Annotated in this window: 24 protein-coding genes; 17 read left to right on the top strand and 7 right to left on the bottom strand. The window is 58.3% G+C overall.

Features of this window, described 5'->3' with window-relative positions:
- Positions 1-23 precede the first annotated feature (23 nt).
- Positions 24-1,238: a class I SAM-dependent RNA methyltransferase gene (locus tag J7399_RS07395; RefSeq protein ID WP_209085015.1), complete on the top strand. Its 1,215-nt coding sequence runs from the start codon at positions 24-26 to the stop codon at positions 1,236-1,238.
- A gap of 91 nt (positions 1,239-1,329) precedes the next feature.
- A complete protein-coding gene (locus J7399_RS07390) occupies positions 1,330-1,824 on the top strand; it encodes a L,D-transpeptidase family protein (protein WP_209085013.1) in 495 nt (164 codons plus the stop codon).
- On the opposite strand, the gene J7399_RS07385 is transcribed toward J7399_RS07390, so the two are convergent.
- Entirely contained in the window at positions 1,810-2,379 is a 570-nt protein-coding gene (locus J7399_RS07385) for a CAP domain-containing protein (RefSeq protein ID WP_209085012.1), read from the bottom strand. The two genes, J7399_RS07390 and J7399_RS07385, sit on opposite strands and share 15 nt — an antisense overlap.
- Positions 2,380-2,547: 168 nt before the next feature.
- On the opposite strand from J7399_RS07385, the gene J7399_RS07380 reads away from it, so the two are divergent.
- On the top strand, positions 2,548-3,144 hold the full coding sequence (locus J7399_RS07380; RefSeq protein WP_209058012.1) for a L,D-transpeptidase: 597 nt from the start codon (positions 2,548-2,550) through the stop codon (positions 3,142-3,144).
- Between the two features lie 147 nt (positions 3,145-3,291).
- Positions 3,292-3,477, top strand: coding sequence for a hypothetical protein (locus tag J7399_RS07375; protein WP_209058010.1), 186 nt, complete (start codon positions 3,292-3,294; stop codon positions 3,475-3,477).
- Positions 3,478-3,617: 140 nt separating this feature from the next.
- Here the strand turns inward: J7399_RS07375 and hemH are convergent, their stop codons facing one another.
- Together hemH and J7399_RS07365 are read right to left on the bottom strand one after the other, a co-directional pair.
- Positions 3,618-4,670, bottom strand: a complete 1,053-nt coding sequence (hemH, locus tag J7399_RS07370) for a ferrochelatase (RefSeq protein ID WP_209085011.1) — start codon at positions 4,668-4,670, stop codon at positions 3,618-3,620.
- Between the two features lie 37 nt (positions 4,671-4,707).
- On the bottom strand, positions 4,708-5,526 hold the full coding sequence (locus tag J7399_RS07365; protein ID WP_209085010.1) for a methyltransferase domain-containing protein: 819 nt from the start codon (positions 5,524-5,526) through the stop codon (positions 4,708-4,710).
- Here J7399_RS07365 and J7399_RS07360 point away from each other — a divergent pair.
- Genes J7399_RS07360 through J7399_RS07345 form a run of 4 tightly spaced genes read left to right on the top strand, consistent with a single transcriptional unit; the run spans position 5,509 to position 7,847 of the window.
- Positions 5,509-6,273 carry a double zinc ribbon domain-containing protein gene (locus tag J7399_RS07360; RefSeq protein ID WP_348539446.1) on the top strand — a complete coding sequence of 255 codons (765 nt, stop codon included), beginning with the start codon at positions 5,509-5,511 and terminating at the stop codon, positions 6,271-6,273. The genes J7399_RS07365 and J7399_RS07360 overlap by 18 nt on opposite strands.
- Positions 6,274-6,311: 38 nt before the next feature.
- On the top strand, positions 6,312-6,569 hold the full coding sequence (grxC, locus tag J7399_RS07355) for a glutaredoxin 3 (RefSeq protein WP_209058002.1): 258 nt from the start codon (positions 6,312-6,314) through the stop codon (positions 6,567-6,569).
- Between the two features lie 6 nt (positions 6,570-6,575).
- Positions 6,576-7,406: a carbon-nitrogen hydrolase family protein gene (locus J7399_RS07350; RefSeq protein WP_209085008.1), complete on the top strand. Its 831-nt coding sequence runs from the start codon at positions 6,576-6,578 to the stop codon at positions 7,404-7,406.
- The gene (locus J7399_RS07345; RefSeq protein WP_209057997.1) at positions 7,407-7,847 is read left to right on the top strand and encodes a MarR family transcriptional regulator; all 441 of its coding nucleotides are present in this window, start codon (positions 7,407-7,409) and stop codon (positions 7,845-7,847) included.
- A gap of 4 nt (positions 7,848-7,851) precedes the next feature.
- Here the strand turns inward: J7399_RS07345 and ubiG are convergent, their stop codons facing one another.
- A complete protein-coding gene (gene ubiG / locus J7399_RS07340; protein WP_209085007.1) occupies positions 7,852-8,595 on the bottom strand; it encodes a bifunctional 2-polyprenyl-6-hydroxyphenol methylase/3-demethylubiquinol 3-O-methyltransferase UbiG in 744 nt (247 codons plus the stop codon).
- A 49-nt stretch (positions 8,596-8,644) separates the two neighbouring features.
- On the opposite strand from ubiG, the gene pip reads away from it, so the two are divergent.
- From pip to infB, 6 genes are all read left to right on the top strand, one after another.
- Positions 8,645-9,619, top strand: coding sequence for a prolyl aminopeptidase (gene pip, locus J7399_RS07335; protein ID WP_209085006.1), 975 nt, complete (start codon positions 8,645-8,647; stop codon positions 9,617-9,619).
- A gap of 65 nt (positions 9,620-9,684) precedes the next feature.
- Entirely contained in the window at positions 9,685-11,193 is a 1,509-nt protein-coding gene (locus tag J7399_RS07330; protein ID WP_247742806.1) for an ABC transporter substrate-binding protein, read from the top strand.
- Positions 11,194-11,348: 155 nt separating this feature from the next.
- A complete protein-coding gene (rimP, locus tag J7399_RS07325) occupies positions 11,349-11,927 on the top strand; it encodes a ribosome maturation factor RimP (RefSeq protein WP_209085002.1) in 579 nt (192 codons plus the stop codon).
- A gap of 4 nt (positions 11,928-11,931) precedes the next feature.
- Positions 11,932-13,551 (top strand): transcription termination factor NusA, encoded by a 1,620-nt coding sequence (gene nusA, locus J7399_RS07320; RefSeq protein WP_209076138.1) that lies wholly within the window; start codon positions 11,932-11,934, stop codon positions 13,549-13,551.
- Between the two features lie 23 nt (positions 13,552-13,574).
- Positions 13,575-14,207: an RNA-binding protein gene (locus J7399_RS07315; protein WP_209085000.1), complete on the top strand. Its 633-nt coding sequence runs from the start codon at positions 13,575-13,577 to the stop codon at positions 14,205-14,207.
- Positions 14,204-16,699, top strand: a complete 2,496-nt coding sequence (infB, locus tag J7399_RS07310) for a translation initiation factor IF-2 (RefSeq protein WP_209076134.1) — start codon at positions 14,204-14,206, stop codon at positions 16,697-16,699. Before J7399_RS07315 ends, infB begins: the two co-directional genes overlap by 4 nt.
- 396 nt (positions 16,700-17,095) lie before the next feature.
- Here the strand turns inward: infB and mutT are convergent, their stop codons facing one another.
- The 3 genes from mutT to J7399_RS07295 are packed head-to-tail and all read right to left on the bottom strand — an operon-like array spanning position 17,096 to position 19,593.
- The gene (gene mutT, locus J7399_RS07305) at positions 17,096-17,494 is read right to left on the bottom strand and encodes an 8-oxo-dGTP diphosphatase MutT (protein ID WP_209057969.1); all 399 of its coding nucleotides are present in this window, start codon (positions 17,492-17,494) and stop codon (positions 17,096-17,098) included.
- On the bottom strand, positions 17,491-18,720 hold the full coding sequence (argJ, locus tag J7399_RS07300) for a bifunctional glutamate N-acetyltransferase/amino-acid acetyltransferase ArgJ (protein WP_209084999.1): 1,230 nt from the start codon (positions 18,718-18,720) through the stop codon (positions 17,491-17,493). The genes mutT and argJ overlap by 4 nt, the downstream gene beginning before the upstream one ends.
- 3 nt (positions 18,721-18,723) lie before the next feature.
- Complete coding sequence (locus tag J7399_RS07295) at positions 18,724-19,593, bottom strand: peptidylprolyl isomerase (protein ID WP_209084996.1); 870 nt, start codon at positions 19,591-19,593, stop codon at positions 18,724-18,726.
- A 169-nt stretch (positions 19,594-19,762) separates the two neighbouring features.
- Between J7399_RS07295 and secA the strand changes: the two genes are divergently transcribed.
- The 3 genes from secA to J7399_RS07280 all read left to right on the top strand — a co-directional run bounded on the left by secA (position 19,763) and on the right by J7399_RS07280 (position 25,180).
- Positions 19,763-22,489 carry a preprotein translocase subunit SecA gene (gene secA / locus J7399_RS07290; protein WP_209084995.1) on the top strand — a complete coding sequence of 909 codons (2,727 nt, stop codon included), beginning with the start codon at positions 19,763-19,765 and terminating at the stop codon, positions 22,487-22,489.
- Positions 22,490-22,594: 105 nt separating this feature from the next.
- Positions 22,595-23,599, top strand: coding sequence for a hypothetical protein (locus J7399_RS07285; protein WP_209084994.1), 1,005 nt, complete (start codon positions 22,595-22,597; stop codon positions 23,597-23,599).
- A gap of 21 nt (positions 23,600-23,620) precedes the next feature.
- On the top strand, positions 23,621-25,180 hold the full coding sequence (locus tag J7399_RS07280) for a phosphate ABC transporter substrate-binding/OmpA family protein (RefSeq protein ID WP_209084993.1): 1,560 nt from the start codon (positions 23,621-23,623) through the stop codon (positions 25,178-25,180).
- Position 25,181: the final 1 nt, after the last annotated feature.

Raw genomic sequence — 25,181 nt, 5'->3', positions numbered from 1 at the left:
CTGTCCCTCGTTAGGGGACAGGCATGAGCCAGATCGACATCCAGCGACTGGGCCTGCACGGTGATGGCATCGCCGACGGCCCGATTTTTGCCCCGCTCACCCTTCCCGGCGAAACTGTCGAAGGGGAGCTTGAGGGCAACCGTCTGAAAAACATACGGGTTTTGACCCCTTCTGATCAGCGGGTGAAGGCACCTTGCCGGCATTTCAAAAGCTGCGGCGGCTGCCAGTTGCAGCATGCAGCGGATGGCTTTGTGGCAGATTGGAAGGTTGATGTGGTGCGTCAGGCGCTTGCCGCGCAGGGCTTGGAAACCGATTTGCGCCCCATCGTGACCTCCCCCGCGCGGTCCCGCCGCCGCGCGGTGATTTCTGCCCGTCGCACCAAAAAGGGTGCACTCGTCGGCTTTCATGCCCGCGCCTCGGATGTGATTGCCGACATCAGCGATTGCCAGCTTCTGCATCCGGATCTGATGCCCGCTTTGGACATTGTGGGCGCTTTGTCCCAAATTGCCGGGTCGCGCAAAGGCGAGCTCAGCGCCACGGTCACCCTGTCAGATGCCGGGTTTGATCTGTCTGTGAAAGGCGGCAAGCCTCTCGATGGCGCGCTCTTGGCGCGTATGGCGCAGGAGGTGGAGCGCCACAAGCTGGCACGGCTCACATGGGATGGCGAGGTCATCGCAACACGGCTTGCGCCTTACCAAACCTTTGGAAAAGCGAAGGTTGTTCCGCCGCCCGGCGCGTTTTTGCAGGCGACCAAAGAGGGCGAGGAGGCTTTGCTGGCCTCTGTGCGATCTGCGATCACGCAGGGCGACTCAGGTGTCGATCTCTTTGCTGGAAGCGGCACCTTCACCCTGCCGCTGGCAGAGAGCTACATGATGCACGGCATTGAAGGTGAAAAATCCATGGTCAAAGCCATGGATGCCGGATGGCGCATGGCCACAGGGCTGAAAAAAGTGACGGCCGAGACCCGCGACCTGTTCCGCAATCCGCTGATTGCCGAGGACCTGCGCTATGACTTTGCGGTCATTGACCCCCCGCGCGCAGGCGCCGAGGCGCAAGTGGCGGAGCTCGCCAAATCTCAGGTCTCTGAAATCGCTTATGTTTCCTGCAATCCCGTGACCTTTGCACGGGATGCGGCGGTGCTGGTGCAGGCGGGATATACGCTTGAGTGGGTGCAGACAGTCGATCAATTCCGCTGGTCTTCGCACGTGGAATTGGCTTCAAGATTTGTTCGGAAATAGAGGGTATCACGCAGGCGTGAGCGGCACATGGCCGGCGGGTCTGCTAAGAAACGCTCAGAGGCAGTGAAGACATATAAAGAGGAAACTGTTGATGCGTTGGATCTCCGCATTGATGATTGCCGTTCTGGCATTCGGATTGGCAGGCTGCGCCGAGAAATTCACCACATACAATGGCCCCGAGGTCACCCGTGTGCTGGTTTATAAAGAAAGCCGCCGGATGTATCTGATGCACCATGATCAGGTGCTGCAGGCCTATGACGTGGGCCTTGGGTTTTCTCCTGCCGGCCACAAGCAGATCGAAGGTGACGGCCGCACGCCGGAGGGCGATTATTACATCGACCGCCGCAATCCCAACAGCCGCTTCTATCTGTCGCTTGGAATCTCTTATCCCAACGCCGCCGACCGCGCCTATGCGGCCTCGATCGGCGAATCCCCCGGTGGAGACATCTTTATCCACGGTCGGCCGCAACTGTTTCAGAACGGCGTTGAGGACTGGACTGCGGGCTGTATCGCGGTCTCAGACGAAGAGATGCGCGACATTTACGCGATGGTCAGAAACGGAACCCCGATCTCAATTTATCGTTGAGAACGGGTTTGTGTCGCTGGCTTCTGGTGTGCTGGTGGTCTCTGCAACATCAATAAAGGACGCTGAGTTTGGTTGACCCATCACAAGGGTCCACCAGATCTTGCCATTGTCTTCCTGGAACCAGGCAAAGCCCATGTCGCGCGCGTTGCGGTCGAGGATCACAGAACGCGTGTCATCCTGTTCCATCCAGGCGGCGAGGGTCTCAACCTCGGTTTCGTAGGTCTCGCTGATGGTTTCGCCGGTCAGAACACCGGTGTAGCCCACGCGCGCCACACGATCGAGTGGCGAGGAGCCGTCAGAGCCAAAGTGCCAAGGGCGGTTCTGCAAGGCCATATCCCGCGCATGGGTCGCGGCGGCGGCATTCAGTTGGGCGTTGAGTTCCACGGCTGGTGCGCCAGAGGCCTGACGAAGCGCATTTACAGAGTCCAGTACGCGAAACTGAACACGGGCGGTGTTGCCCGAGGAAATCTTATATTGCTTGGCGCTGCCACCGCCTCCGGTTCCGCAAGCGGCCAATCCAACAGCTGCAGCCAGCAAAAGTGCAATAACGCGCATCGTGTCTCTGTCCCACCTAATTGATTGGGGCACTCCTACCCGCACATCGTGGCCATGAAAACCCACATAGGCGTGACATTGCTACCCTGACAATTGATTGATTTGCGACTGCGGCATTAGAGCCATATGATCTCACCGATCCGTGAGGTTGGTTTCTGGAGAAAAATAATGACTGTAGATCGGTCGGATAAGTTTGGACGGCGTACGTTTCTGGCAGGTAGCGCCGCCTTTTTGAGCACGCCGGCTTTGGCACAAACCGAAGCTGAAACCACTGAGGTGGAACGCGACCTGGACGAGCGTGTCGTTCGCAATATATCGAGCTTCCGGTCGCTGGACTGGGCGCCGTATTTTGACAACTTGAAGAACGGCGCTGTTCTCGTGGATGTCACGTCCCGCGCGCTGCATTATTGGTCAGAAGATGAGTCGGTGTATAAACTCTACCCGACTTCAGTGCCTTTGAGCGAAGATCTCACACGTCTTGGCCGCACCAAAGTTGTGCGCAAGGTTGAAGGGCCAAGCTGGCGTCCAACGCCGTCGATGAAAGAGCGCAATCCGGAATGGCCTGATTTTGTTGGCCCCGGCCCGGATAACCCATTGGGCACACACGCACTTTATCTGAGTTGGACCTATTACCGAATCCACGGCACCCACGACACACGCAAAATTGGGCGTCGTTCTTCCAACGGTTGCATTGGTCTTTACAACGAACACATCGCAGAGCTGTTTTCGTTGACAAAAGTGGGCACGCAAGTGTTGCTAATTTGACGACATTTTGTTTCGGGAGTCGCGTTTAAGGTAAACTTCGGTTTGCAATTCCGAAAAATTACTGTTTAGACGTGACTTACGAGGTAAGTCTTGGGTGCTTGTCATCGCCCATTCCTATTGGTGGCAAGCGAATTCTGGAGGTGTAAAATGAAAAAACTCGTTATCGCTGCTGCTCTGACTGCTGCTGCAACCACTGCAATGGCTGGCGGCTTGGCTGATCCAGTTGTTGAGCCTGTTGTCATCGAAGAAGCCGCAAACGGCTCCGGCGCTGGCGTTTGGGTTCCGCTGGTACTGCTGGCAGTTGTGGCTGCTGCTGTTGCTGCAGGCAGCTAAGCTTTTTAAGCTTACTGAACTACGAATTCAAAAAAGGCGGGGCTTTGGCTCCGCCTTTTTTACGTTTTCCTGTGGCTGAAAGAAAAATGCCCCGGGTCGTTTGAACCCGAGGCATAAGCCGTTCACGGAAGGCGTGCTGATCAGGTGATCCAGCCGCCGAGATTCTGGTCGATGATCTCACAAAGCGCGGCAACATGGGCCTCATCAGAGTTCAGACAGGGGATGTACAGGAAATCCTCTCCACCTGCGTGCTCAAAGCTCTCTTTGATCTCTTCGTTGATCTCTTCCAGCGTTTCGATGCAATCCGCAGAGAAGGCCGGCGCGATCACCGCGATGCTCTTCTTGCCTTCCTCTTTTGCAACGCGGGCCACTTCGTCCACAGTGTAGGGGCGCAGCCAGTCTTCGGGGCCGAATTGCGACTGGAACGTGGTGCGCAGATCGGTGTCTTGCCAGCCCAGACGCTCTTTGAGCAGGCGCGTGGTTTTCTGGCATTGGCAGTGGTAGGGATCGCCTTCCTGCAGGTACCGTTTGGGCATGCCGTGGTAAGAAACCACCAGCAGGTCCGGACGCTTCTCCTGTGCGGCGTAGGCTTTTTCCACCGACTGCGCCAGCGCTTCGATATAGGCGGGGTGCTCAAAATAGGCTTCCACCGTGCGGGCTGCCGGTTGCCATTTTTCTTCCATCAAAGCGCGGAAAAATTGATCGTTGGCGGTCGCAGTCGTGGCGCCCGCGTATTGCGGATAAAGCGGGAAGAACAGGATGCGTTCACAGCCGGCTGCCACCATCTCGCGCACCTTGGAAGGCGTGGAGGGGTTGCCGTAGCGCATGCAGAAATCAACCATGACATCCTCGCCGTGACGGGCGGTCAGGGTTTCTGCGATTTTGGCGGTCTGTTCCTTGGTGATGACCATCAACGGGCTTTCACCATGCTCCTTGTCCCAGATCGATTCGTAGGCTTTGCCGCTGGAAAACGGGCGTTTGGACAGGATGATCAGCTGCAGCAACGGCTGCCACTTCCATGCCGGATAGTCGATCACCCGTTTGTCGGACAGAAATTCGTTCAGGTAGCGGCGCATGGGCCAATAGGTGTAGTCGTCAGGCGTGCCAAGGTTGGCAAGCAATATGCCGGTTTTGCCGCGCGCTACCTTAGGGTGGTCCGCAGGGGCGTGGGCGGGGCAGGTGGCTTGGGTCATAAGGGAAGGTCCGTTCCGTGTAGGATCACTTGTAAGATCACTTGGGCAGTTTGATTTCAGAGGCGCCGAGCGCGTCGGCAAGTCGGTTGGTGGCCGATCCGGGCCGCAGGGGTTGGGGTTGACTGTCGTCAGGTGCCCAGCCGGTCAGATAAATTAATTCGAACGTGGCGGGTATGCGACCATTTTTCATGAAGCTTTCTACGTAGATTTCGCAGGCGCGGATCATCAAAGAACGCGACGTCGCGGTGCGCAATCGATTTTGCAGGGCGTTTCCTTCGCCCATGGCGCGCAGCTCTTTCATCAACGCCCAGGGGCTTTCGTAGGTCACGGTCAGTGGCGCGGTGTCAGCCACGGGCAATGACAGCCCCGCCCGTTGCAACAGGCCGCCGAGATCACGGATTTCCGCCATGGGGGCCACGCGCGGGGAAAGACCGCCGGTGAGCTCGACCTCGGCCTGCGCCAGAGAGGCGCGCAGTTGATGCAGGGTTTGCCCGCCAAAACACACAGCGAGAAAGAAGCCGTCGTTTTCCAAAGCGCGGCGGCATTGGATGATTTGACCCACCGGATCGTCGGCCCAATGCAATCCCATGGCATGGATCACCAGATCATGGGCACCGGTTTCCAGTGCCAGCACCTCTGTGTCCGCGACAATTTTTGCGTTGGGCACGCACCGCTCCCACACGCTTGGAAAGCCGGTCACCACGGCAGGTCGCGTAAACCCTTTGTTAACCATGGTGAGACGATCCTGAATCTCGTCCTGCGCCAGCGCATGCAGGAACATGGCGTCCTGCAGATCAGCGCGTGCGCGGTTGCGATCAAGGGCCACTCTGTCAGTGAGGTGAGGTTGGTTTTGCATAGCGCGGAAAATAGGTTGTTCGCCCGTAAGTTTCAAACAGCGCTGCATCTTTTGTTTCCGCCGCGGTGCGTCGGCTGCGGTGAGATGGTCGAAAGTGACTTCGGTTTATGCGCCGAATGCTGGGCGGATACTAATTTTCTTGGCGAAGATGTGTGCGACACCTGCGCCACTCCGGTGACGCGCTTGCAGGGGGAGGACAGTGTGGTCTGTGATGCCTGTCTGAAAGACCGGCCCCCTTGGGGCAAGGCGCGCGCCGCTTTGCTTTATGCGGGCACCGGACGCAGGCTTGTGCTGGCACTCAAACACGGGGACCGCACCGAGGTTGTGCGGCCTGCCTCAAAATGGCTCGCCCGCGCTGCTGCTCCGCTGTTGAGGGCTGAGACAGTGATCGCCCCTGTGCCATTGCATCGCCTGCGACTGCTGCGCCGCCGCTACAATCAAGCGGCACTTCTTGCAGAGGCATTGGCGGGTGAGGTCTCAGCCAGCTATTGCCCGGATTTGTTGATCCGGCGGCATGGGCTTGGCAGTCTGGAAGGGCTGAATGCAGCGGCGCGCCACAAAAAACTCGCCGGTGCGATTGTGGCAAACCCCAAACATCACGGAGTTTTGAAGGGCGCGTATGTGCTTCTGGTGGATGACGTTTTGACCAGCGGGGCGACGTTAAAGGCGGCAGCCGACGCCTGTTTTCAGGCAAATGCCACAGATGTGTGTGTTCTGACACTGGCACGCGTTGCAAAGGGTTCCTAAATGGCCGACAAACAATTTGAGTGCATAAAGGAAAGACCATGCAGCCTGTCGAAATCTACACCAGCCCGCTCTGTGGGTACTGCCACGCCGCAAAACGCCTGCTGAAACAGAAAAACGTCAACTTCAAAGAGATTGATGTGCTGACCAGCCCGGGACGCAAACAAGAAATGATCACCCGCGCCAACGGTGGCCGCACCGTGCCGCAGATTTTCATTGGCGAGACCCATGTGGGTGGCTGCGACGACCTGATGGCGCTGGAGCGCGCGGGCAAGCTCGACCCTCTGCTGGCGGCCTGATCTGCCATGCGCGCCGCTCTGCTTCAGATGACCTCCTCCGACGTGCCAGAGGAAAACCTAGCCACCGCGTCGGCGATGATGCGTGAGGCAAAATCTGAAGGGGCGGACTTCGCCTTTATGCCGGAGGTGATGAATTGTCTTTCCACCAGCCGCAGTCGCCAGAACGAGGTGCTGCGGTTGGAGGAAGAGGACGCCACGCTTCCCGCGCTCTCTGCTTTATGCGCTGAGCTTGGCATGTGGGCGCTGATTGGCAGTCTTGGCTTAAAGACACATGATCCGGATGGGCGCTTTGCCAACCGGTCGTTTGTGATCTCCGACAAGGGTGAGATCGTCGCGCGCTATGACAAAATCCACATGTTTGATGTGGATGTGACGCCGGAAGAAACTTACCGCGAATCAGATGGCTATCGCCCGGGCGACAAGGCGGTGGTGGCCGAAACCCCGTTTGGCGCGATCGGGATGACAATTTGCTATGATGTGCGCTTTGGCGCGCTCCATCGCAGACTCGCCAAGGCTGGCGCGCAGATCCTGACGGTGCCCGCTGCCTTTTCTCATGTGACCGGGGCGGCGCATTGGGAAACGCTCCTTCGCGCGCGGGCCATTGAAACCGGCTGTTTTGTGATTGCCCCGGCGCAGACCGGCACCCATGCGACCACGCGTGGACAGGCGCGGCGCACCCATGGGCATTCCATGGTGGTGGCCCCTTGGGGGGAGGTTCTTGCGGATGCAGGCACCGAGGCCGGTGTCACGATTGTTGATGTTGATCTCTCTTTGGTTCAAAAAGCCCGCAGGCAGGTGCCAGCACTTCAGCACGATCGAGAGTTTGACGGGCCTTAAATGAACGACAAAAGCGGATTGGCCATCACCTTGTTTGGTGAAATTCTCATGGTGGACCAGCTGGCCCGATCCCGCCTGTCCAAAGTCCTGCCCAAAGGCATGGAGCTTTCACATTTTTCGGTGCTCAATCATCTGGACCGCTCCAACGCAGAGCGCAGCCCGGCACAATTGGCCAAGACGTTTCACCTCACGCGCGGTGCTATGACAAACACGCTCAATAAGCTTGAGCTGGCAGGCTATGTGCACATTCGCCCCGATTGGGACGACGCGCGACGCAAGATGGTGGCGATCAGCCCAGCCGGACGTCAGGCGCGCGACGCGGCGCTGGCCAGCATGGCGCCCATCATCAATGAAATGGTGAGCAAGCTTGGGGATGACCGGGTGCGCGCGGCGCTCCCGATCCTGCGCGAATTGCGCCTCAAGCTTGAAGATGGCGGTTGACCTGTCAGTCTTTGATGCTGGCAGTCACGTAGTTCACGCTCAGATCGCGATCTGAAAGCGACCACTGCCAGCTGATCGGATTGAAGACAAAGCCCTTGCGATCCACCGGTGTGAGGCCGGATTGCTCGATCAGGCCAAACAGCTCATCAGGCGTGATGAATTTGTGCCATTCATGGGTGCCCTTAGGCAGCCAGCGCATGACATATTCCGCGCCGATGATGGCCATGGCAAAGCTTTTGGGATTGCGGTTGATGGTGGAGCAGATGTGCAGCCCGCCCGGTTTCAGCAATTGCTGGCAGGCAGTGAGATAGCTCAGCGGATCGGCCACGTGTTCCACAACTTCCATGTTCAGCACCACGTCAAACTGCTCTCCGGCCTCTGCAAGGGCTTCGGCTGTGGTGTGGCGGTAGTCGATGGTCAGGCCGGATTGCTCTGCATGGACACGCGCCACCGGCAGGTTGCCTTCTGCGGCATCTGCGCCCACAACCTCCGCCCCCAAACGCGCCATCGGTTCAGACAGCAAACCGCCGCCACAGCCGATATCAAGCAGACGCAAACCCGCAAAAGGCAAAGCTTGAGACAAGTCGCGATTGAACTCTGCCGCAATCTGCGACGTAATGTAGTCAAGCCGACAGGGGTTGAGCATGTGCAACGGTTTGAACTTACCGTTCGGATCCCACCATTCCGCCGCCATGGCCTCGAATTTGGCCACTTCGGCTGGATCTACCGTGGTATTCGTGGCTTGCATTTTGAACTCTCCATGCTCATTTGGGCGTCGCAACCATTATAGGTAGGACATGGACAAAAACTCGGGCCAAAAGCGCGCAGTGCACTACCTCTACCCTCCGGTCGAACCCTTCGACCAGAGGATGCTGGACGTGGGCGACGGTCACGCGATCTATGTGGAACAATCGGGCAATCCGCAAGGGCTGCCGGTGATTGTTGTGCATGGCGGTCCCGGCGGCGGCAGCAGCCCGGCGATGCGGCGCTACTTTGACCCCAAGGTTTATCGGGTGATCTTGTTTGATCAGCGTGGCTGTGGCCACTCGCGCCCGCATGCTGAGGTGGCGCACAACACGACGTGGCATTTGATCGCTGATATGGAACATATCCGGTCTACGCTGGGCATTGCCGAATGGATTGTTTTTGGGGGCAGCTGGGGCGCAACCCTGTCGCTGCTGTATGCGCAGGCGCATCCCGAAAACACGGTTTGCCTTGTGCTGCGCGGTGTTTTCCTGATGACCCGCTCTGAGCTTGATTGGTTCTATGGCGGCGGCGCAGGACAATTCTGGCCTGAACCCTGGGCGCGGTTCACCTCGCTGATTCCGGAAGATGAGCAAGACGATCTGATTGAGGCCTATCATCATCGCCTGTTCTGCGGTGATCGCGCAACGGAGATCAAATACGCCCGTGCCTGGGCCGGCTGGGAAAATGCGCTGGCGTCGGTTTATTCCAACGGTGCGGGTGGGGATGCCCCCGCAGAATATGCGCGGGCCTTCTCTCGGCTGGAGAATCATTACTTCCGGAACCTTGGATTCCTCGACACCGATGGCCATATCCTGAAGAACATGGCCGTTCTGGAGGACATTCCCGGATATATCGTGCAGGGGCGCTATGACATGATCTGCCCTCCGCGGGCGGCCTATAATCTGGCCCAGGCCTGGGGGGATATGGCGGATCTGCGCATGGTGCGAAACGCTGGTCATGCCCTCTCTGAGCCGGGCATCAGCGCGGAACTGGTGCGCATCATGGATCAATTGGCGCGCATCTAGGAAAACTGCTGGACAATATGCGGGCGAGCGCGTCTGATCAAAGCCCGCAGAACCGGAGATTTTCTTTGCCCCGTATCAGTCGACGCAGCCTTTTGACCTCTGGTGCCGCCGCAGGTGCGCTGGCGGCCTCCGGTCTTGCGTTGATGGCGGGCACCCCCAAGACCGGCGGGACGTTGCGCGGTGTTCTGACGGGAGGAACGGCGCAAGACTCATGGGACGCACGGGATCATGACAGCCTGTTCATGATGGCGGCGGCACATGGTGCGGTGTTTGATTGCCTCACGGAAATTGCAGCGGATGGCGCGCTGAAAGGCGAGCTGGCGGAAAGCTGGAGCGCAAGCGAGGACGCGCGCCTCTGGACTTTTGATCTGCGCAAAGATGTGACCTTCCACAACGGCAAACCCTTTGTGGCCGAGGATGTTCTGGAAAGCTTTGCGCTGCATTTTGATCCAGCGCACCCATCACCTGCGCAGCCCTTGCTGCGGGATGTCACCGGTATCCATGCGCTGGGCGATCATCAGGTACAGTTCACATTGGCGGCCTCCAACGCGGATTTCCCCTATCTGCTCGCGGATTACCATCTGGTGATCTATCCGGCGGGCTATGTCGAATTGGCGATGCTCAACGGGATCGGCACCGGGCTCTATCGCGTGCAATCCTTTGAGCCGGGGCAGCGCCTGCAGGCGACGCGCGTGACGTCACACTACAAGGATGGACGCGCCGGTTTCTTTGAGGCGCTTGATTTTGTGAACGTGGATGCGCCTTCAGAGCGGTTGAACCTTCTGCTGGAAGGGCAGGCGGACGCGGTTGCGCAAATCGCGCCAGTTTATGCCACCCAGATCGCGCAGGCTGAGGGGATCACGCTGCAACAGTTGCGCGGCAATCAGCACTTCAGCTTTGCATTGGATGGCCGTCACAGCCTGGCAGAGGCAGATGCGGTGCAGCGGGCGCTCAAACATGCGGTTGATCGTCAGGCCTTTGTGGATGATCTGTTGCTCGGATATGGCGCTGCGGGGAGCGATACTCCGGTTGGCCCCTCAAACCCATTCTATGCGGGCAAGCTTGGGGCGCTGGCGCATGATCCGGAGCAGGCGCGCCACCTGTTGCGCGCTGCGGGCGTTGATCAGCTGTCGTTGCGACTCATCGGCGGGTCCGGCGGGCAGGGGCAAGCGACTGCCGCTGTTTTTGCCAAGCAGCTGAAGCAGGTGGGCGTGGATATCGCTGTCTCTGCGCAACCAAGCCAGCTGTCTCTTTCCACATCTGCGGGCCGTGCTACGGAAGACTGGGCGATGGCCACATATCTTGCACCGGGTGCCACATGGAACCGGGGCGGCTGGGAGAACCCGCTGTTTGATACGCTTCTTGGGGCGGCGCGCTCTGAGATGGACAGCACCAAGCGCCGGGCGCTTTATGGGGAGCTGCAACAGCTTGTTGCGCAGTCGGGAAATCTGATCATTCCGGCCTTTGCTGATCACCTTCAGGCCACCTCCAAGGCGATTGCCTCCCCGCCCGCCACAGGCGCACACTACGCGATGGACAATGCGCGCTTTGCCGAACGCTGGTGGCGCGCCTGAGGTCGCGCAACGCGCGGTCCAACATTCTGGCTTGCAGACTCAGCTTCTGACACGTATATGCCTTCTCAACAGCGGCGCGATCGGCTGACACCGAACGCACCACCGAGAAAGATCGACGGGCCGCGGGCCCGTTTTTTTGTGTTTGGAGCTCGCCTATGAGTGACCTGATTGCCAAAGCGGCGATTGACCGCAAGCTGGCAGATATTGTTGGCCCCGTGATCGAAGACATGGGGTTTGAGCTGGTGCGCCTGCGCCTGATGGGGGGGAAAACCCACACCCTGCAGATTATGGCAGAACGCCCCGGCGGCGGCATCGAAGTGGATGAATGCGCGCAGATCTCCAATGCGGTCAGCGCGGTGCTGGACGTGGAAGATCCGCTGGCGGATTCCTACACTTTGGAAGTGGGCAGCCCCGGTGTGGACCGCCCGCTGACGCGCCTGAAGGATTTTGAGGCCTACGAAGGCTATGAAGCCAAGATCGAAACCGGCGAGCTGATTGATGGGCGTAAGCGCTTCAGAGGTGTGCTGGCCGGTATCGAAGGCGAAGATGTTCTGATCAACATCGACAATCAGGGTGAGACCGTGACTGTGGGTCTGAACTTTGACTGGCTGGCAGATGCCAAGCTGGTGCTGACCGATGACCTGATCAAAGAAATGCTGAAAGCTCGCAAAGAGGCGGGCATCTTGAACGAAGACGATTTTGACGACGTCGAGACCGAAGAGTCCGAGGAGTAAGACAATGGCAATCACTTCTGCAAACCAACTTGAGCTGCTTCAGACCGCCGAAGCCGTTGCGCGCGAAAAGATGATCGACCCCGGGCTGGTGGTTGAAGCGATGGAAGAATCCCTCGCCCGCGCAGCCAAAAGCCGCTACGGCGCGGAAATGGACATTCGTGTTTCCATCGACCGCAAGACCGGTAAAGCGACCTTCACCCGCGTGCGCACCGTTGTCGAAGACGATCTGCTGGAAAACTATCAGGCAGAGTTCACCGTAGAGCAGGCCAAACAGTATCTCGAAAACCCGGAAGTGGGTGATGTGTTTGTGGAAGAAGTGCCTCCGGTAGAAATGGGTCGGATCGCGGCGCAGTCTGCCAAGCAGGTGATCCTGCAGAAGGTGCGCGAAGCGGAACGTGACCGTCAGTACGAAGAGTTCAAGGATCGCGCCGGCACCATCATCAACGGCTCTGTGAAGCGCGAAGAATTTGGCAACGTGATCGTGGATCTCGGCGGTGCCGAAGCCGTGCTGCGCCGCAACGACAAGATTGGCCGCGAAAGCTATCGCTCCGGCGACCGTCTGCGCGCCTACATCAAAGAAGTGCGTCGTGAGCCACGTGGCCACCAGATCTTCCTGAGCCGCACCGCGCCTGAATTCATGGCAGAGCTCTTCAAAATGGAAGTGCCGGAAATCTATGATGGCATCATCGACATCAAAGCCGTGGCGCGTGATCCGGGCTCCCGTGCAAAGATCGCTGTGATCTCTCACGATGGCTCCATCGATCCGGTTGGTGCCTGTGTGGGTATGCGCGGCTCCCGTGTTCAGGCGGTTGTGAACGAGCTTCAGGGTGAGAAAATCGACATCATCCCATGGAACGAAGATCAGCCAACCTTCCTTGTCAACGCGCTGCAGCCTGCAGAAGTGTCCAAGGTGGTTCTGGATGACGAAGCTGGCAAAATCGAAGTGGTTGTGCCTGACGAGCAGCTGTCGCTGGCGATTGGCCGTCGTGGTCAGAACGTGCGCCTGGCGTCCCAGCTGACCGCGCTGGACATCGACATCATGACCGAAGCGGAAGAATCCGAGCGTCGTCAGAAAGAATTTGAAGAGCGCACCAAACTCTTCATGGAAACACTGGATCTGGACGAATTCTTCGCACAGCTTCTGGTGTCTGAGGGTTTCACCAACCTCGAAGAAGTGGCCTATGTTGAAGTGGATGAGCTGCTGGTCATCGACGGCGTTGACGAAGGCACCGCAAATGAGCTGCAGGCCCGTGCGCGTGACTACATTGATGCACAGAACAAAGCTGCGCTGGATAATGCCCGTGAACTGGGTGTTCAGGACAGCCTGGTTGCATTTGAGGGTCTGACACCCCAAATGATCGAGGCACTGGCCAAAGATGGCGTGCTGAACCTCGAAGACTTTGCAACCTGCGCAGACTGGGAACTTGCCGGTGGCTGGACCACGGTGAACGGCGAGCGCGTCAAAGACGACGGTATTCTGGAACCTTTCGATGTGTCGCTGGAAGAAGCACAGGACATGGTGATGACAGCACGCGTCGTGCTGGGCTGGGTTGATCCAGCTGAGCTTGAGGCCGAAGCGGCTGAAGACGGCGAAGAAGACACATCTGAGGAGGCTGAGGCCTGATTTCAGGCCTCAGAGGGCAACAGATGAGCCGCGGTGGCCGTCCGGGCAAACGGGCTGAAGAACCAGAGCGCAAGTGCATCGTCACAGGCGCGACAGCTCCCAAAGAGGGGCTGATTCGATTTGTTGTCGGGCCGGACCAGCAGGTTGTGCCCGACGTGATGGGCAAATTGCCGGGCCGTGGCATGTGGGTGACCGCAAATGTCGCCGCCCTTAGCAAGGTGGTCAAGAAAGGTGTTTTTGCCCGCGCTGCAAAGCAGCAGGTGAAGGTGCCTGAGGATCTGGTGCAAGAGGTGTCCCGCCAATTGGGGCAGCGCGTGATTGAGCTGATCAGCCTTGCGCGCCGCTCCGGATCAGCGGTGGCTGGCTTTGAGAAGGTCAAAGATTGGCTGGTCAAGGATGAGGCAGTGGTGCTGCTTCAGGCCAGCGACGGATCGGAGCGCGGGAAAACGAAACTGAGGCCGCCATATGGTGGCCACCACATAGACTGGCTCACAGCTGACGAATTGGGTTTGGCTTTTGGGCGACAAACTGTGATACATGGAGCGCTTGCGTCTGGCGGACTCACAAATCGTGTTGTAGAGGAAGCCCTAAGATTAAAAGGCGTACGCGAAGAAACGGTGGCAGCGGCCTCCGGGAAGGACAAGACAGCCAGATGAGCGATAACGACGGTAAAAAAACCTTGGGTCTGCGCGGTGGGAACCGCCCTGGCAACGTGACGCAAAGCTTCAGCCACGGACGCAAGAAAAATGTCGTGGTGGAAACGAAGCGCAAACGCGTTGTGGTGCCCAAGCCTGGTGCGGCCAAAACCGGTGCCGGCGGTGGCGCAAAATCCGGTGGCGATCCCAATCGCCGCCCCGCTGGCATTTCTGATGCGGAAATGGAACGCCGCCTGAAGGCGCTTCAGGCCGCAAAGGCACGTGAAGCCGAAGACGCAGCCCGCCGCGAAGCCGAAGAAAAGGCCCGCGCCGAAGAGCGTGAGCGTCGTCGTCAGGAAGCGGAAGCCAAAGAGCGTGAACAGCGCGAAGCTGAAGAGCGTGCCCGCAAGAAAGCCGAAGAAGAAGAGCGCAAGAAAAAAGAAGCGGCGGAAGCCGCAGAAGCAGCCAAACGTGCTGCCGCTGCGCCTGCACCTTCTGCTGCGCCTCAGGGCCGTGGTGCACCAACTAACAAGCCTGCACCGCAGCCAACTCAGCGTAAAGCAGACCGTGAGCGCGAACAGCGCGGTGGCCGCGGCAAAGGCCGTGACGATGGCCGCCGTTCCGGCAAGCTGACACTTGGTCAGGCCACCGGTGGTGAGAACAACCGCCACCGCTCCATGGCGTCCATGAAGCGTAAGCAAGAGCGTGCGCGTCAGAAAGCGATGGGTGGCTCTGTTGAGCGTGAAAAGGTTGTGCGTGACGTGCAGCTGCCAGAAGCCATCATGGTCTCTGAGCTCGCGAACCGTATGGCCGAGCGCGTTGCAGACGTTGTGAAAGAGCTCATGAAAATGGGCATGATGGTCACGCAGAACCAGACCATCGACGCGGACACAGCGGAACTGATCATCGAAGAATTCGGCCACAAGGTTGTGCGTGTTTCTGACGCCGACGTGGAAGACGTGATCTCCGATGTGGAAGACGATGAAGGCGATCTGCAGGCGCGTCCGCCAGTGATCACCATCATGGGCCACGTGGACCACGGCAAAACCTCGCTTCTGGATGCGATTCGCGACGCGAAAGTTGTGTCTGGCGAAGCCGGCGGCATCACCCAGCACATCGGCGCCTATCAGGTGAAAACCGATGATGGCGTGACCCTGTCGTTCCTCGACACTCCGGGCCACGCGGCGTTTACGTCCATGCGGTCCCGTGGTGCACAGGTGACGGACATTGTTGTTCTGGTTGTGGCAGCCGACGATTCGGTCATGCCGCAGACGATTGAGGCGATCAACCACGCCAAAGCGGCCGAAGTGCCGATGATCGTGGCGATCAACAAGATCGACAAACCAGCTGCAGATCCGAACAAAGTGCGCGCAGAGCTTCTGCAGCACGAAGTGATCGTGGAAGCGATGTCTGGTGAAGTGCAAGACGTGGAAGTTTCCGCACACACCGGTCAGGGTCTGGATGCACTGCTGGAAGCCATCGCGCTGCAGGCAGAGATTCTGGAACTGAAAGCCAACCCGGACCGCGCGGCACAGGGTGCTGTGATCGAAGCGCAGCTGGACGTAGGCCGTGGCCCTGTTGCGACTGTTCTGGTTCAGAAAGGCACGCTGCGCCAAGGCGATATCTTCGTTGTGGGTGAGCAGTACGGTAAAGTCCGTGCGCTGATCAACGACAAAGGCGAGCGCGTCAAAGAAGCTGGCCCATCTGTGCCGGTCGAGGTGCTTGGTCTGAACGGCACACCGGAAGCGGGTGACGTTCTGAACGTGACCGAAACCGAAGCGCAGGCCCGTGAGATCGCGGAATACCGTGCACAGGTTGCCAAGGACAAACGTGCGGCAGCCGGTGCTGCAACCACGCTTGAGCAGCTGATGCAGAAGGCCAAGGAAGACGAGAACATGGCAGAGCTGCCAATCCTCGTTAAGGCTGATGTGCAGGGCTCCGCTGAGGCGATCGTTCAGGCGATGGAAAAAATCGGCAACGATGAGGTGCGCGTGCGCGTGCTGCACTCCGGTGTGGGCGCGATCACCGAGACCGATGTTGGTCTTGCTGAAGCTTCCGGCGCTCCGATCATGGGCTTTAACGTCCGTGCCAACGCCTCTGCCCGCAACACCGCCAACCAGAAGGGTGTGGAGATCCGCTACTACTCGGTGATCTATGACCTGGTGGATGATGTGAAAGCTGCGGCCTCCGGTCTGCTGTCTGCAGAAATCCGCGAGAACTTCATCGGCTACGCGAACATCAAAGAGGTGTTCAAAGTGACCGGTGTGGGCAAAGTGGCTGGCTGTATCGTGACCGAAGGCGTGGCGCGTCGCTCTGCTGGAGTGCGTCTGCTGCGCGACAACGTGGTGATCCACGAAGGCACGCTGAAGACCCTGAAGCGCTTCAAAGACGAAGTGGCGGAAGTTCAGTCCGGTCAGGAATGCGGTATGGCGTTTGAGAACTACGACGATATCCGCGCTGGCGACGTGATCGAGATCTTCGAGCGCGAAGAAGTGACGCGTACGCTGGATTAATCCAGCGTATGCCGCCTCCGCGGCACGAGCTATTCAAAGAAAAAGGCCGCTCCAGTTTGGAGCGGCCTTTTTTCTTCCGGTTCTGCTCTGCGCGATCAGGAGATCGGTTTGCCAGAGTAGATCTTGTTGCCCACGCGGATGGATACGCGCCCATCTGGAAGGCTTCTTACAACTGGACCTTGGATAGAGACGCAGCTGCCTACAGTGATAGTTTTTAGCATGTCAAAAATCCCCACTTGATTGACACCTTGTTAACATCGACTTGGTTAATTTTCGGTTAGTGCGTAGTTGTCATATGGCCAACATACTACCTTGTTCAATGCTTATTGTTGAATATAAGTTTACAAACCGCCTACCAAAGTAGCGTGATTTGGCCCAATTTGAGCAGATTCTAGCCTATACCCAGTCTCTAATCATCGGAATGAGCGGGATATCGGCGGGTGGCATCTCATAATCACGCAGGTTCTTGCTGGCGACCCACTTGAGGGTTTGACCCTCTTTGGCCTGAGGAATGCCCTCCCATTTGCGGCAGGCAAAGAGCGGCATCAGCAGGTGAAAATCATCATAACTGTGGGACGCAAAGGTCAGCGGCGCGAGGCAGCTTGCCCATGTATCGATCCCCAGCTCTTCCTGAAGCTCGCGGATCAGCGCGGCTTCGGGCGTTTCCCCCGCTTCTATTTTGCCTCCGGGAAACTCCCAGAGGCCTGCCATAGATTTTCCTTCAGGACGTTGCGCCAGCAAAATGCGCCCGTCCGCATCGATCAGCACAACGGCTGCGACCAAAACTGTTTTCACGACCGGTAATCCGCGTTGATGGTGATATAACCATGGGTGAGGTCGCAGGTCCAAACGGTATCCTGTGCGTCACCAAGGCCTAGATCGACATTGATGGTGATGTCTTGCTGTTGCATGTAGCCGGCGCCGGCCTCTTCTTTATAGTCGGGCGACACCCAGCCGTTTTCCGCCACAAGAATATCGCCAAAGCGTATGCTAAGGAGATCGCGATCCGCCTGAGCACCGGACTTGCCGATCGCCATCACGATGCGGCCCCAGTTGGGATCCTCACCGGCCACAGCGGTTTTGACCAAAGGCGAATTGGCGATTGCCATGGCGTGTGTGCGGGCATCCTCGGCGCTTGCTGCACCGGTGATGTTGATTTCGACAAATTTTGTCGCACCTTCACCGTCGCGCACCACCTGATGCGCCAGATCCAGCATCACTTCATGAAGCGCGGTGCGGAACGCCTGATCTTCTGGGCTCACCAAAACGCCTGAGGCGCCCGTTGCGGCAACCAGCAGCGTGTCGGATGTGGAGGTGTCACTGTCCACAGTGATCGCATTGAAGGTGACGTTGTTGAGCGACGACACCATGGCTTGAAGATCCGCGCGCGCGATCTGTGCGTCTGTGAAGATATAGACCAGCATTGTGGCCATATCCGGGGCAATCATCCCGGAGCCTTTGGCGATGCCCGCGATCTTGACGGTCTGGCCATTGATCTCTGCGGAGCGCGTTGCGCCTTTGGCAAAAGTGTCGGTGGTGCGGATCGCCTCGGCGGCATCCACAATCGCCTCAGATGAAAGCTTGCCGCGCAGTTCCCCAAGCTTGCCGGTGATCCTGTCATGGGGCAAAGGCTCGCCAATCACGCCGGTCGAGGAGGAGAACACCCGTGTTTCCGGCAGATCAAGACAGGCGGCAACCGCATCGGTCACAGCTTTCACCGAGGTGACGCCGTTTTTGCCGGTGAAGGCGTTGGCATTGCCCGCGTTCACGAGGATCGCTGCGCCTGCGTCGCTGTCCTGCGCGATCTTTTCCTGACAATCCAGAACCGCAGCGGAGCGCGTCGCGGAGCGCGTGAAGACACCAGCCATTGCGGTGCCTGGCGCCAGTTCTGCCAGCATCACATCTTTGCGGTTGGCGTATTTCACGCCCGCCTCAACAGCAGCGAATTTCACCCCTTCGATGGTTGGCAGCTCCGGAAAATGTTCCGGAGCCAGAGGGGACACTGTGGTGATTTCAGCCATCTTTTATTCCTGCACGCGCACAGGGTTCAGCAGGTCGATGCGCTGCAACACAGCGGGATCAATGCCTTCAGCACCGGTTTGGTCGACATCAGCCGCTGCCGCTTGCTTGGCGATATAGCCCTGAACCGCTTTGCGCTGTGCATCATTGAGCAGCTCCTGACGCGCCTCTTCAAAGGAAGGGGCTTCGGATTTGCGGGCGTCATTCAGGATAATCAGGTGCCAGCCAAATTGGGTTTGCACAGGCTGCGAGATTTCGCCCACGGCGAGTTCGGCCACGGCGTCCTCAAAAGGTTTCACCATCTGACCTTTGCCAAACCAGCCAAGGCTACCGCCGGAAGCACCGGACGGACCTGTGGATTTTTCTTTGGCGGTTTCCGCAAAATCGGCCCCGTCCTGAAGCTGCTGACGGATCTCAACTGCTTCTTCTTCGGTGCCCACGAGAATGTGACTGGCGTTGTATTCTGCCTCGCCCTCGAAGTTTGCGAAGCGGTCCTGATAGGCGGTCTGCAGTTCTTCGTCGCTCACTTCGTTGCTGGCGACAAAGGCTTCCAGCGCTTCGCCTGCCATCAAGGTGCGGCGCTCGTTGTTCAGCGCAATCTCGATATACTGTGGAACATTGTCTCCCAGCGCCTGTGACAGGGCGGTTTGCTGCACCAATTGCTCAAGAATGCTGGCAAACAGGGTTTCCGGTGGCAGCTGCTGGTATTGCGGTTGCAGCCCTGCGCGGATCGAGATCATGTCACCCAATGTGATCGCCTCGCCATTGACCGTTGCAACAACGGTGTCCAGCGACGGTTCTTCCTGTGCAAATGCAGGGAGAGCAAAGCAGGCAGCGACTGCACTCGCGCGCAAGAAATTGAGGTGTTTTGACATCGTTTCGTCCTTGGCTGGTGCCGCGCGGACTGGCGGCGTTGACACTGTTCCTGACGCCCCTTACATCGCTTTGAGGTCAAGGCAAACAGGCTGTTTCCCGTTTCTAGGAGCACAGGGCCGGGACAGCAAGAATTAGCCACGCACGAATGCGCAACGAAGGACAAGTTATATGCTCGGTTTCGGAAAAATCGCCAAAAAAGTGTTTGGCACGCCCAATGACCGCAAAGTCAAAGCAACACGTCCGCTTGTTGAAAAGATCAATGCGCTGGAGCCGGACTTCGAGAAACTCTCTGACGACGAGCTGAAAGCCAAAACACAAGAGCTGTCTGAGCGCGCCAAAGGTGGCGAGTCGCTTGACGCACTTCTGCCTGAAGCCTTTGCCAACTGCCGTGAAGCCGCAAAACGTGCGTTGGGTCTGCGGGCCTTTGACGTACAGCTGATGGGCGGCATCTTCCTGCATCAGGGCAATATTTCCGAGATGAAAACCGGTGAAGGTAAAACCCTCGTGGCGACCTTCCCTGCCTACCTTAATGCTTTGACCGGCAAAGGCGTGCATGTGGTGACGGTGAACGACTATCTGGCCCGCCGCGACGCGGACTGGATGAGCAATGTCTTTGCCGCTTTGGGGATGACCACCGGCGTGGTGTACCCGCAGCAGCCCGAAGATGAAAAGCGCGCCGCATACGCCTGTGACATCACCTACGCGACCAACAATGAGCTGGGTTTTGACTATCTGCGCGACAATATGAAAAGCGAATTGGCTGATATGTCCCAGCGCGATCACCATTTCGCCATTGTGGACGAGGTGGACAGCATCCTGATCGACGAGGCGCGGACCCCTCTGATCATCTCAGGCCCTGCGCAGGACCGCACAGACATGTATGTGGCGATCGACAAGCTGATCCCGGATGTTCAGGAAGAGCACTACACGCTGGATGAAAAAGCCAAAAACGTGACGTTCACCGATGAAGGCAACGAGTTTTTGGAAGAGCACCTGCATGCACGTGGCCTGCTGCCCGAAGGCCAGAGCCTGTATGATCCAGAAAGCACCACCATTGTGCACCACGTGAACCAGGGCCTGCGCGCGCACAAGCTGTTCATCAAAGACAAAGACTACATCGTGCGTGACAGTCAGGTGGTTTTGATCGACGAATTCACCGGCCGTATGATGGCAGGCCGTCGCCTGTCTGAAGGTCTGCACCAGGCGATCGAAGCCAAAGAAGGCTGCCAGATCCAACCTGAAAACGTGACACTCGCGCAGGTGACCTTCCAGAACTACTTCCGTCTCTATGACAAGCTGGGCGGCATGACCGGTACAGCGGCAACCGAGGCAGAAGAATTTCAGGAAATCTACGGCCTTGGCGTGGTGGAAGTGCCCACCAACCGCGGCGTGGCACGGATCGACGAAGATGACGCCGTTTATCGCACCGCACGTGAGAAGTTTGACGCCATCGTCACCACCATCAAGGAAGCCCACGAAAAAGGGCAGCCGATCCTTGTGGGCACAACCTCGATTGAAAAGTCCGAGTTCCTCTCCAGCCTGCTGGAAAAGGCCGATGTGAAGCACAATGTCTTGAACGCGCGCCAGCACGAACAGGAAGCGCAGATTGTTGCGGATGCGGGCAAGCTGGGTGCGGTGACCATCGCCACCAACATGGCGGGCCGCGGCACCGACATCAAACTGGGCGGCAACGTCGAATTCAAAGTGCTTGAGGCCATCGCTGCGAACCCTGAAGGGGATCACGCGGCGCTGCGGGCAGAGATTGAAACCAAACACGTGGACGACGAAGAGGCCGTGAAAAAGGCCGGTGGTCTGTTTGTTCTCGCCACCGAGCGCCATGAAAGCCGCCGGATCGACAACCAGCTGCGTGGCCGTTCTGGCCGTCAGGGCGACCCGGGCCGTTCTGCCTTCTTCCTGAGCCTTGAAGATGACCTGATGCGCATCTTTGGCTCTGACCGTCTGGACAAGGTGCTCTCCACTCTTGGCATGAAAGAGGGTGAGGCGATCGTGCACCCATGGGTCAACAAATCTCTGGAGCGTGCGCAGGCGAAGGTCGAAGGCCGCAACTTTGACATCCGTAAGCAGCTCCTGAAATTTGATGACGTGATGAATGACCAGCGGAAAGTGGTCTTCTCCCAACGTCGCGAAATCATGGAAAACGCTGATCTTTCTGAGATCGTTCAGGATATGCGCCATGAGGTCATCGACGATCTGGTGGAGAAGCATCTGCCGCCAAAAACCTATGCGGATCAGTGGGACACGCAGGGTCTCTATGCTGCGGCCATTGAACATCTGGGCGTCGACGTACCTGTGATTGAATGGGCCGACGAAGAAGGTGTGGATGACGACAGCATGCGCGAGCGTCTGGAAAAGGCCGCTGACGAGATGATGGCGTCCAAAGCCACCAGCTTTGGCCCCGATGCGATGCGCATGATCGAAAAGCAGGTTCTCTTGCAGACGATCGACAGCAAGTGGCGTGAGCACCTTCTGACGCTCGAACACCTGCGCTCTGTTGTGGGCTTCCGTGGCTACGCACAGCGTGATCCGCTCAACGAATATAAGAACGAAGCCTTCCAGCTGTTTGAAAGCATGCTCGATAGCCTGCGCATTGACGTGACTTCCATGCTCTCCCGCGTGCGTCCGATCTCTGAGGAAGAGCAGAAACAGCTCGCACTTGAGATGGCACAGCGCCAGCAGGCTATGATGAACGCCTCTCAGGCGGGCGCGGCACCTGCGCAGGGTGATGTCGCAGCGGCGGCGCAACCGCCAGCGGGCGAAGCGCTTGCGGGCTTTGACGAAGAAGATCCCTCAACCTGGGGCAATCCGGGGCGCAATGAGCAATGCCCCTGTGGTTCGGGCAAGAAGTTCAAGCATTGTCATGGCAAGCTGGCCTGATTTCAGCGTCACACCGACAGACAAAGATCAAAAGGGCGCCTTATGAGCGCCCTTTTCTATTGTGAATGTGTCCGGACGGGATTTGCCACCTGAGAAGGAGACATCATGCAGAATCTCAAAAACATGTACCGCCGCTATGCCCTTGCTTTCGCAACGGGGTCGATGGCTGTGTGCATTGGGTTTGTGATGCAAACAAGTGAGGCCGCTGTGCCCGCCGTTGCGCAGGCGCCAGCGCAGGGTGATTTGCGTGACCGCGTGTCATTGCCTCAGGATTTTGCGACCCCGCGCCTGGGGCAGGCTGTGTCTTTGCCGACCATGCCAGCCGAGCAGGGCCAAGGCGTGAGCCTGCCGACACAGCAGGTGTTGGTGGCGGTTGCCGATGATCTGCCGGTTGGTCTTCTACCCAAGGAAGAGAGCATTCCCGCTTTGGGCTGTGGTCCGGAGCTACATGCCAAAACCAATGCCGCCGCGCTGGTCTCTTTGCAGCTGATTGCGCCGTGCCATCCCGGTGAACGTGTTTTGATTGAACACGAAGAGCTGAAATTCCACGCACAGGTTTCTGCTGACGGCAGCGCGGATCTGCTGGTGCCTGGTCTGGCGGAAGTGGCTGTATTCGCGGCATCTTTTGAGAATGGTGATGGGGCTGTGGCTTCCGCACGTATCGACTCTTTGCCGCTTTATGACCGGGTGGTGATGCAGTGGCGCGGTGACAGCGGCCCTGAACTCCATGCCCGTGAGTTTGGCGCGAGCTACGGCGAGAAGGGCCATGTGTGGCGCGAAGCCCCCCGCAGTGTGAGCGCCCTTGCAGGTGGCGCGGGCGGTTTTCTGATGGTTCTTGGCGGGGCTGACGACCCGACAGCGGCGCAAGCCGAGGTCTATACCTTCCCGACCGGCATTGCGAAGAACCGTGGTGAAATCCAGATCAGCATCGAAGCTGAGGTGACCGCCGCCAACTGTGATCAGGACATGCAGCTTTCCAGCCTCGCTCTGCGTGAAGGGCAGGTCAAAGACCGCCATGAGCTGCAAATGCAGATGCCCGATTGTACCGCTGTTGGTGAATTTCTGGTGTTGAAAAACCTCGTCCAAAACCTGACAATCGCGAAAAACTAAGCTCGCGGTCAGGACATCACAATGATGCAGTTTCGTGCGGCGGTTTACGCCGCACTTCTTCTTTTGGCAGGTGTCACATCTGCCCTTTCTCAGGACGTTTTCCTCAAATCTCACGACGGAGAAGTTGAAATCTCCGGCACCCTTTTGGGGTTTGATGGAGAGTTCTATCGTGTGCAGACGATCTACGGCGAGCTGACCGTGGATGGCTCCGGTGTGTTCTGCGAAGGCCCCGGTTGCCCCAATCTGATCAACTTCGTCGCCGATGTTTCGATCTCCGGATCCGCAACAATGGCCGACATTCTGATGCCTGCGCTGCTTGAGGCTTTTGCGCAGGCTGAAGGTTATGAAGTGGCCAAAGAATCTGAGAGCAAACAAAGGTTTACCTATATCCTCAGCGCACCGAACGGAGGCGAAACGCTCGCCAAGTTCCGCTTTCATGCCAGCAGCGCGGAAGAAGGGTTTGCCGATCTTCTGGCGGATGAGGCGGACATCGCCATGTCTTTGCGGGAGATCCGCCCCAAGGAGGCAGAGCTGGGCTATGAGGCTGGATTGGGCGACATGACAGACGCCAACCGCAACCGCGTTCTGGCGCTCGACGGGATGGTGCCCATCGTGGCTGCTGGCAATCCGGTCACGTCCATGTCCTTGCTGCAGCTCGCTGAGGTTTTTGCCGGCAAGATAGACAATTGGGCAGCCCTTGGCGGCCCCGACGCGACGATTTCCGTTCATATGATGACAGCGGAGTCCGGTTTTGCGCAGGCGGTCGAAGATCAGTTGATGCTCCGCGCCAATTTGCGAACCGATGAGGAGGCGGCGCGCCACAGCCGCAATGAAGCGCTGGTCCATGCGGTGGAGCGGGACCCGTTTGCCATTGGAATCGCGTCTTATGCGGATCGCGGCAACACGCAGCTTGTGACCTTGCAGGGGTCTTGCGGGTTTTCTCTGGCGGCATCGCGGCGCACCATCAAAACCGAGGACTATCCGCTTAACGCCCCGATGTTCCTCTATTTTCCGGCACGTCGCTTGCCCAAAATCGCACGAGATTTCCTGAGCTATACCCGCAGCCCCTCCGCGCAGATCGTGATCCGGCGGGCTGGGTTTGTGGATCAGACCGCCGAAGAGGTGCCGGTCAACTTGCAGGGGGATCGCTTTGCCAATGCGATTTCCGTGGCTGGGGAAGACGTCGGGCTTGAGGATCTACAGCGCCTGACATCCACGCTTTCGGGCATGAAACGCCTGTCGATTTCTTTCCGGTTCCAAGCGGGATCCTCACGGCTGGATGCGCAGTCGCGCTCCAATGTGCAACAGCTGGCGCGGGCGCTCGAGGCCGGTGTCTATGACGCAAGAAGCCTGTATTTTGTAGGCTTTTCAGATGGTAACGGCCCGGCGGCGGGTAACCAGAAGATTGCGGAACGTCGGGCGGATTCGGTGCGCAAGGCTGTGCTGACGGCTGCGGAGACTGCAAAGCATGAGCGGATGGATATTCAGGTGCATGCCTTTGGCGAAGCCATGCCCATGGCTTGTGATGACAGCGCCTGGGGGCGGCAGGTGAACCGGCGGGTGGAGATTTGGGTCAAGTGAC

The sequence above is a fragment of the Shimia sp. R9_1 genome (assembly GCF_017743775.1).
Classification (GTDB): domain Bacteria; phylum Pseudomonadota; class Alphaproteobacteria; order Rhodobacterales; family Rhodobacteraceae; genus Shimia.
This window is presented reverse-complemented; position numbering and strand designations above follow the sequence as displayed.

Excerpts from the sequence above, each read along its gene's own strand:
- J7399_RS07395 (WP_209085015.1), top strand. The coding sequence starts at position 24 with ATGAGCCAGATCGACATCCAGCGACTGGGCCTGCACGGTGATGGCATC.
- J7399_RS07390 (WP_209085013.1), top strand. The coding sequence starts at position 1,330 with ATGCGTTGGATCTCCGCATTGATGATTGCCGTTCTGGCATTCGGATTG.
- J7399_RS07385 (WP_209085012.1), bottom strand. The coding sequence starts at position 2,379 with ATGCGCGTTATTGCACTTTTGCTGGCTGCAGCTGTTGGATTGGCCGCT.
- J7399_RS07380 (WP_209058012.1), top strand. The coding sequence starts at position 2,548 with ATGACTGTAGATCGGTCGGATAAGTTTGGACGGCGTACGTTTCTGGCA.
- J7399_RS07375 (WP_209058010.1), top strand. The coding sequence starts at position 3,292 with ATGAAAAAACTCGTTATCGCTGCTGCTCTGACTGCTGCTGCAACCACT.
- hemH (WP_209085011.1), bottom strand. The coding sequence starts at position 4,670 with ATGACCCAAGCCACCTGCCCCGCCCACGCCCCTGCGGACCACCCTAAG.
- J7399_RS07365 (WP_209085010.1), bottom strand. The coding sequence starts at position 5,526 with ATGCAAAACCAACCTCACCTCACTGACAGAGTGGCCCTTGATCGCAAC.
- grxC (WP_209058002.1), top strand. The coding sequence starts at position 6,312 with ATGCAGCCTGTCGAAATCTACACCAGCCCGCTCTGTGGGTACTGCCAC.
- J7399_RS07350 (WP_209085008.1), top strand. The coding sequence starts at position 6,576 with ATGCGCGCCGCTCTGCTTCAGATGACCTCCTCCGACGTGCCAGAGGAA.
- J7399_RS07345 (WP_209057997.1), top strand. The coding sequence starts at position 7,407 with ATGAACGACAAAAGCGGATTGGCCATCACCTTGTTTGGTGAAATTCTC.
- ubiG (WP_209085007.1), bottom strand. The coding sequence starts at position 8,595 with ATGCAAGCCACGAATACCACGGTAGATCCAGCCGAAGTGGCCAAATTC.
- pip (WP_209085006.1), top strand. The coding sequence starts at position 8,645 with ATGGACAAAAACTCGGGCCAAAAGCGCGCAGTGCACTACCTCTACCCT.
- rimP (WP_209085002.1), top strand. The coding sequence starts at position 11,349 with ATGAGTGACCTGATTGCCAAAGCGGCGATTGACCGCAAGCTGGCAGAT.
- nusA (WP_209076138.1), top strand. The coding sequence starts at position 11,932 with ATGGCAATCACTTCTGCAAACCAACTTGAGCTGCTTCAGACCGCCGAA.
- J7399_RS07315 (WP_209085000.1), top strand. The coding sequence starts at position 13,575 with ATGAGCCGCGGTGGCCGTCCGGGCAAACGGGCTGAAGAACCAGAGCGC.
- infB (WP_209076134.1), top strand. The coding sequence starts at position 14,204 with ATGAGCGATAACGACGGTAAAAAAACCTTGGGTCTGCGCGGTGGGAAC.
- argJ (WP_209084999.1), bottom strand. The coding sequence starts at position 18,720 with ATGGCTGAAATCACCACAGTGTCCCCTCTGGCTCCGGAACATTTTCCG.
- J7399_RS07295 (WP_209084996.1), bottom strand. The coding sequence starts at position 19,593 with ATGTCAAAACACCTCAATTTCTTGCGCGCGAGTGCAGTCGCTGCCTGC.
- secA (WP_209084995.1), top strand. The coding sequence starts at position 19,763 with ATGCTCGGTTTCGGAAAAATCGCCAAAAAAGTGTTTGGCACGCCCAAT.
- J7399_RS07285 (WP_209084994.1), top strand. The coding sequence starts at position 22,595 with ATGCAGAATCTCAAAAACATGTACCGCCGCTATGCCCTTGCTTTCGCA.
- J7399_RS07280 (WP_209084993.1), top strand. The coding sequence starts at position 23,621 with ATGATGCAGTTTCGTGCGGCGGTTTACGCCGCACTTCTTCTTTTGGCA.